General features: G+C 47.2%; 4 protein-coding genes. 1 reads left to right on the top strand and 3 read right to left on the bottom strand.

The genetic code is table 11. The annotated features are described in order from the left end of the window. On the top strand, nt 1-218 hold a 218-nt coding region (locus Q4A89_RS06555; RefSeq protein ID WP_303184435.1), incomplete at its 5' end, for a hypothetical protein. Nucleotides 219-782: 564 nt separating this feature from the next. Here Q4A89_RS06555 and Q4A89_RS06550 read toward each other — a convergent pair. From Q4A89_RS06550 to Q4A89_RS06540, 3 genes are read right to left on the bottom strand one after another with little or no spacing between them, the layout of a single operon-like run. Continuing rightward, complete coding sequence (locus Q4A89_RS06550) at nt 783-1,916, bottom strand: TlpA disulfide reductase family protein (RefSeq protein WP_303184434.1); 1,134 nt, start codon at nt 1,914-1,916, stop codon at nt 783-785. Nucleotides 1,917-1,943: 27 nt separating this feature from the next. Beyond that, nucleotides 1,944-3,431, bottom strand: a complete 1,488-nt coding sequence (locus tag Q4A89_RS06545; protein WP_303184433.1) for a RagB/SusD family nutrient uptake outer membrane protein — start codon at nt 3,429-3,431, stop codon at nt 1,944-1,946. Between the two features lie 36 nt (nt 3,432-3,467). Next, on the bottom strand, nt 3,468-7,034 hold the full coding sequence (locus Q4A89_RS06540; protein ID WP_303184432.1) for a TonB-dependent receptor: 3,567 nt from the start codon (nt 7,032-7,034) through the stop codon (nt 3,468-3,470). Between the last annotated feature and the right edge of the window lie 142 nt (nt 7,035-7,176).

Raw genomic sequence — 7,176 nt, 5'->3', positions numbered from 1 at the left:
CTTTCAGGGCTTTTACAGCAATCAGCCTTCAGCGTTCAGTCCTTCGGATGTTTAGTTGTTTAGGTGTTTGTTGTTTAACATTCAACTCAACAAATAAACATTTCAACAACTCAACGCCCGCAAGGCATACAAGGGCTGAAAGCCCGGATTATTTCAGCCCCATCCCGCAAGGGTGGGGGATCGACATCCGGACCTTGTTCGGAGGGCTGAAAGCCTGAATGAAATTCATTCTTATACTTTCTATTGCGGAATCCGGGATAAAAGGAAAGGAAAATTACGATTACGATGCCCGAACGCAAAGGACGCAAAAGAATGATAAGTGGAAAGTGAAAAATGAAGCCCTTCGGACGTTGAAGCGTTGAACTGTTTATTTGTTGAGTTGAACGCTAAACAACAAATACCTAAACAACTAAACCTCCGAAGGACTTTTCACTTTTCGTTCTTCGTTTTTCACTTTCCCATAACCATTGACAATGGACAAATAACAATTAAATTACGTTGAATGCTGACGTCTTTGAAAAGCCCTGAAAGGGTTCTTCATTCAAGCCTTTGGGCTTTGAGGTATGGTCATGCACGGCACAAAAAAGGGCGGTGTGTCATAACGGGCAAACTGCTTCGTTGCTTGCGGAATGTGAGCTCGGTCACATACCTTAGTATGCTCCCTCGCCCTCATCCTTAGTGCCTTGCATTTCACCATTTCTTACACACCTAAAGAGGGTGTGCCCAAATATTGCGTTTTGACACACCCTCCCTAAAAAATGCTGAACGATCAGAATAACAGATTATTTATTGATTACTTTTTGCAGAGTCTCGTCCAGCTTGGTGGAGGAAATATTTCTTTCGATGATTTTCCCGTCTTTATCGATCAACACAAGATGCGGTATGCCGGCGAATTGATAAGTACGCATAATCTCTTTTCCCGCTTCGGGTGCAAGCACTTGCTTCCAGGGCATCTGCTCCTCTTTCAACGCCTTTTTCCAATCGGCCTCTTTCCGGTCGATCGACACGGAGAGGATTTCGAATCCCTGCTTTTTGTACTTCTCGTACGCTTCTTTGAGATGCGGGATCGCCTTCCGACACGGTCCGCACCAGGACGCCCAAAAATCGATCAGCAGATATTTCCCTTTAAAACTGTGAGGACCGATCTGTTTCTTACCGTCCGGCGTCGGGTATTTGAAGTCCGGAGCCACTTTGCCAACGGCCAGCTTATCGGTCAGAGCATGCTTTTCCACTTCTTCCTGCACATATTTTACATAAGGAGTATAATCCGGTTTATTTTTCTGAAAATAAGTCAGGATACCATTTCTCAGTTCTTCGTCTTTCAGCCGATAGAGCAGAGAAATGGAACTGTTACGGTCAGCGTAATAACGAGCGAGATATTTGTTATATTCCGCACTTGTTACGGCCGCCCTGTCGTATGCAGTTTTCACATATTCTTTCCAATCGTCGCAGGAGCTTTCACCGGCTCGGAATACTTCTTTTCCGGCGCCGATCATACCCTGATACGCCATGTAATCGAAATAATTCTGCAGGTTCATCAATTCGTTATTCGGTCCGGGATTAACGATATGCTCATACGGAGGATTTTTGATTTTTACCTTTGCCGTATCCTGCCCTCTGAAATGCACCTCGATATCTTCATCTTCGCCCCAGAATTTCAGATACTCCCATTTTTGACAATCGATATAATAAATACCCGGAAAAGGAAGTTGCACTTTCTTTTCGAACGTTTGGTCAGCTTTCACTTCGAACGAGTCGATCACGACTTTATCAAACTTGTCCGTGTAGAAAATTTGCATCTTGAACTTTTCGTCCGGAAATTTCACACTTCCTTTTACGGTGATTTCACTTTTCTGCCCATACACAAACGACAGGGCCATCAACATAAAAATAGATCCGATGATTTGTTTTCTCATTTTTCGTTTTTATTATGAATAATACATTTATGGATTTTGTTCAATTTTATTCGTCTGAATTTCTCCTTCGGGTATTTGCAACGTAAACATCTTGCTGTCGGCAGGATACAGCACTCCATCCGCAGCATCGCTTTTGATGGTATGAAGACCCTTTCGTACGAGCGGCTTGCGGAAACGCTTGAGATCAAGCAGCGCAAAGCCTTCGCCATACAATTCCTTGCGCCGCTCCGTCCAGATTTCGTCGATCAGCGCTTCGCCGGTTGCCGTTGTTTTTACGGCAGCGGGATTACGCTGCTGTTGCAGCTTGAAAAGAAGCTGCTGCGCTTCGGCATCGTTTTTCAGCCGAGCCGCACATTCGGTCGCAATCAGCAGCATCTCACTGCTCCGCATCAACAGCACATCGGGCAGTTTATCGTTTTCGTCCGGGTCCATAATCTTCAACGAAACGTATTTCCGTTCCGGAAATTTTTCCGTCTCCTGTGTCTTTGAATTGAGCTGAATCAATTCTTTCCGAACGTCTCCTTCTGCAAACAGTTCGACGAAGTCGCTGTTCAGGAAGACAAACTCCATCGACCAGCGTTTGTTTTTGCGCGGATGACTCCAAACCGTGGGCAACGAATAGTTGGCATTCATATTCTTCGTCGAAGTTGGCAATGCCCAGATACATTCGGAAACCGACGCATTATTAAAGCCTTTCTTATATTCATCGTTCGACATCAGAGGATACGCTTCGGCCAGCCCTTTAGCCAACACAGCCGCTTTTTCGTATTCTCCCGTCTCCATATACGCGCGCGCCAGCAAGCCTTTGGCCATATCTTTGCAAGCTACGTACTTGGAATCCTTGCGCCGTCCGGACGGCAGGTGATCGATCGCCCATTGCAAATCGGCCGTAATCGCCTCGTAGACCTTTTTCATGCTTTCGCGCTTCTTCGGATCGATGGTCGGTTCAAGGTATAACGGTACACCGGGAGCCTCCGGATTGAACAGATACGTTTGCTGAAACCATTGCACGAGCAAAAGATACTGGTAGGCACGCAAGGTACGCGCTTCTCCTTCTACCTGCTTTTTCTCTGTACTCGTTCCCTGTATTTTGGACATGTTCGCGAGCAGGTCGTTCAGTACATTGATATGACTGTAACAGGAGAACCAGAAGAAAGATGGACGATCTTTCTCCATCGTGCGGGAGCTGAAGTTGTAGTCGTCTCCCTGAAACTGTCCGGAGAAGTTTTTAGGGATGATATCCTGTCCCATCATATCGGCCGCGAGGATAAAGTTATGGATGCCCAAACTCTGCGCCCTGATCATAAACCCTTCGGCCGAGTAGGTCATATGATCGTACACACCGCCGAGCACGGTCGTTGCCGACTCGTACGAAGTAAACACAATATCCGACGACACTTTATCTCTCGGCACCACATCTAAAAAATCATTACACCGCACAAACAAGACACAGGTAACCAGCACTATGGCATATAGCAGGTTGCGATGACTGAATAAATTTATTATAGTTTTCATTTTCTTATCAATTAATGGTTTGTAAAAACAAGAAGGTTAAAAATCGAGTTTAACCCCCACGGAATAGGTCGATAAAGCAGGGAAATTGCTGGAGACAATGCCTCCCGACACCTGCTCCGGATCGAATCCTTGCTCGGCACTGAAATAGCAGACGTTATCGGCTTGTAAATAGCATCTGGCACCGGCAATCCGCAAGGCCTTATTCATCTTCGCAGGCAGCGTATAGCCGACATGCAGGGTTTTCAGTTTCAGATAATCTCCGCTACGCATATAGTAGGTAGACGTATACGAAAAAGAACCGGTGTAATTGTTGACGCTCGTCGTCGTCAACCGAGGAATATCGGTCACGTCGCCCTTTTTCTGCCAACGATTCAACATATCATGATGGAACAGCTTGACGGTGTTGCTGCCCGAGTTGGTGAGCGCAGCATAATCCGCCATCAGAATCTTTGCGCCCAGCGAGTAGTTAAACAAAATGCCCAAGTCGAAATTGCCGATCTGGAACGTGTTATAAAACCCTCCGGAGATGGTCGGCGTATAATTCCCGACAGAGTAACGTCCGAGATTACGTACCGTCTTGGTCGATCCGTCGTCGAGCTTAATCGTTTTAATCACCGTTTCACTCCATTTCTCGGTTGTCACGCGCTTGCCTGTCCTTTCACCCGTCTGCGTACTGATCTCGTCGATATACCATTGGGGCTTCCCGTTATCGGGATTCACGCCGGCATATTCGCGGATAAAAAACTCGGTGGTGCTTTGCCCTACTTTATAAATACGGTTTCCAGTGATGAACTCGTCTTGATTCAACGCCAGAATCTCATTCTTATTGCTGGAGATATTAAAGTTCGTTGTCCATTCAAAATCTTTCGTTCGTATATTCTGTGTCGTTACAGACAGCTCGACTCCCCTGTTCCTTAAACTACCGATATTACGGAGCACCTGCTTAAAGCCGATTGAAGGCGAGAGCGGAACATTGTAAAAGAGATCGTCGGTCTGACGATTATACCAGTCGAGGGTCAAACGGATACGGTTATTGGCAAAGGCCGCATCTAAGCCGACATTGAACTGTCTGTTGATTTCCCATTTCAAATTCTTATTCGCCAATTCCGAGATATAGACACCGGGCGTACCCAAAAACATGTATCCGGTAGCATAATAGGAGCGATAGTCGTTCATCCCGATATTCCCCGATGTCCCGTAGCTGGCTCTGAGCTTCAAGAACGAAAGCCACGGACTGTTCTGCAAGAATTTCTCCTGACTGATGATCCACGAAGCGCCGGCGCTCCAGAAGTTACCCCAGCGTGTATCAGGATGGAAGCGGGAAGAGCCGTCGCGCCGGAGGCTGGCCGAGAAGAAGTAACGGTTATGCAGGTCGTATTCTGCACGCGAGAAGAAGCCCAACAGACGATCGGACGAGGAAGTACCTGCTCCCAAAGCAGGTTTCACGATGGTCGAGCCGTTGACCAACTCATCCATCCCTTCAAAGCCAAAACCTGTGACGGAAGCGTTTACACTCGAACTGGACCTTTCGTTGATTTCGGAGCCTAACAGCAAGCGAAGGCGCCGATCGCTTCCCCACGCTTTGTCGTAGCTCAATATCCCGTTCACCGTCCAATGCGTCGTTTGTGCGGTATTGACGATCAGAAGCCCTTTTCCTTTGCTCTCTCCGATCGTTCTGTTGCGGTAGAATCGATTGTCGGAATACGACGTATTTCCGGAATACGATGTTTTGAATTTCAACCCTTCGTACAGATTGACATCGACAAAGAAATTCGTGAAATAATACCGACTTTTATATCCGCTCTTATCTAAATCCAATGTACCTAAAGGGCTACATCCTCCTTCTTGGGAAGTAACATTCGGCCGTCTGCTGTTTAAAATGTTGGCCGGACCATTTCCGAAATCCAGCACCGGCTTTCCGTTCTCGTCATATACGGGCTGGCCCTGCTCGTTACGTTTGTACAACGGATATAACCCCGGAGTAAGACGGGCATAGGTAGCAAAATCGGCATACCCGTTATTGATACTGTTTGTCTTCGTGGTCGAGTTACTCATCCCGATATTAGCTCCCACCGTGACATAACGATTAATTTCGTACGACAGATTTGTGCGAGTCGTAAAACGGTCGAACCCTCCGTTACCCGGCTCCAACCCTCTCTGATCCAAGTAGCCTGCCGAGATATAATATTTGAGTTTATCCGTCGCGCTATTGATATTAAACGTATGTTCGTGTTTCAGCCCGGTTTTGATCAGGCTCTCGCTATAATCTTCCCACCATAAGAGCTTGGCCGACGGGTCCAGCTTGCCGTCCAGTCCTACCGGTTTCGCCTTATCATAAGCGTTGTATCCAAAGGCGTTCAGCAATTCCGACGTGGCATACTCGGCAGCCGACGTATATTTCTTTCCTCCGGCCGTCAGTAATCCCGGATTATCTTCGGCTCCATTGCGCAATGCTTCCCACGACAATTCATAATAATCTTTCGGAGAGACCATCTTGTAGTCTTTGCCCGTACGAGTCGAAAATCCGATTTGTCCCGTATATCTGACGGAGGCTTTTTGATGGGCGTTACGCCGTCCCTGTTTGGTCGAGATCAAAATAACGCCATTCGTCGCGCGAGCGCCATACAGAGAAATAGCTGCGGCATCTTTCAAGACCGAGACGGATTCGATATCGTCGGGGTTCAGCTGCTCGATGGCATCGCTCGGCGCTCCGTCAATGATATAGAGCGGAGAGATACTGGAGTTGATCGACGAAGCTCCTCGAATAACGATTTCCGGCCGGCTCCGTCCGCTTCGCTGCGATTTGCTTTCGAGCTGAAGCCCGGGAATCGTGCCTTGTAAGCTGTTTAATATATTGTTCGACTTATTCCGCTGAATATCATCCGCCGTAATGGCCGAAACCGACCCGGTGAACGTCTTGCGGTTGGTAGAACCGTAAGCTACAACAACCAGCTCGCTCATCTGAACCGTATTGGACACAAGCTTAATCGACACGTTTTTATTGCGATACGCCTGAGCTAAAATACGTTCGGTACGATAGCCCACATAGGAAAAGTAAACGCTGTCGTTCGCCTGATTGACCGACAGGTTAAAATTGCCATCCGGATCGCTGATTGTGCCGGCAGTCATATCTTTCGTATAGACGGACACTCCGGGCAACGGCTCACCCGATTCATCGACCACCTTGCCCCGTATAACGATTTTCTCGCGCTGCTGTTGCGCCGAAGCAGATGAAGCCGCCGGATGAGGATCCGTCTGTTTCACATTCGCCTTATACACCATAATCCTCTGATTGTTTACGGTGAAAGCCGCACCCTGCTTTTTCAGGGCATCGGTCAGAATCGTTTCTACCGACTGATCGGTCACATCGATCGTGATGCGTTCACTCAAGTCGATGTCGTTGTTGCGAATCAGGAACGAATAGTCGAACTTTTCTTCAATCAGATCGAACAGTTCCTGCAACGTCGCGTTCTCCAATTTGACGGACATCCGTTGTACCTGCAACGGAGAGGCAGACAAAACACCGGATGTGCACAGCATAAGCGCCAGCAACAAACCGGCCGCCATCTGTCTGCTCAGTTTTCTTAGTTTACTTTGATTCATAGATAATAGTTATTGTTTGGTAAATAGTAATATGTATACTTTATCAAAAAAAACAGAAAAGGAAGCGTGCCTTGTATCTTAATTCTTCCGGCACGCCTTTGAAGAATCCGCCTCAATAAGCTACTATTGAGACGGTTCTTAT

Source organism: Tannerella sp. (assembly GCF_030528505.1).
Taxonomy (GTDB): domain Bacteria; phylum Bacteroidota; class Bacteroidia; order Bacteroidales; family Tannerellaceae; genus Tannerella.
Note: the sequence above shows the minus strand (reverse complement) of the source record. Positions and strands in the feature narration are given on the sequence as shown.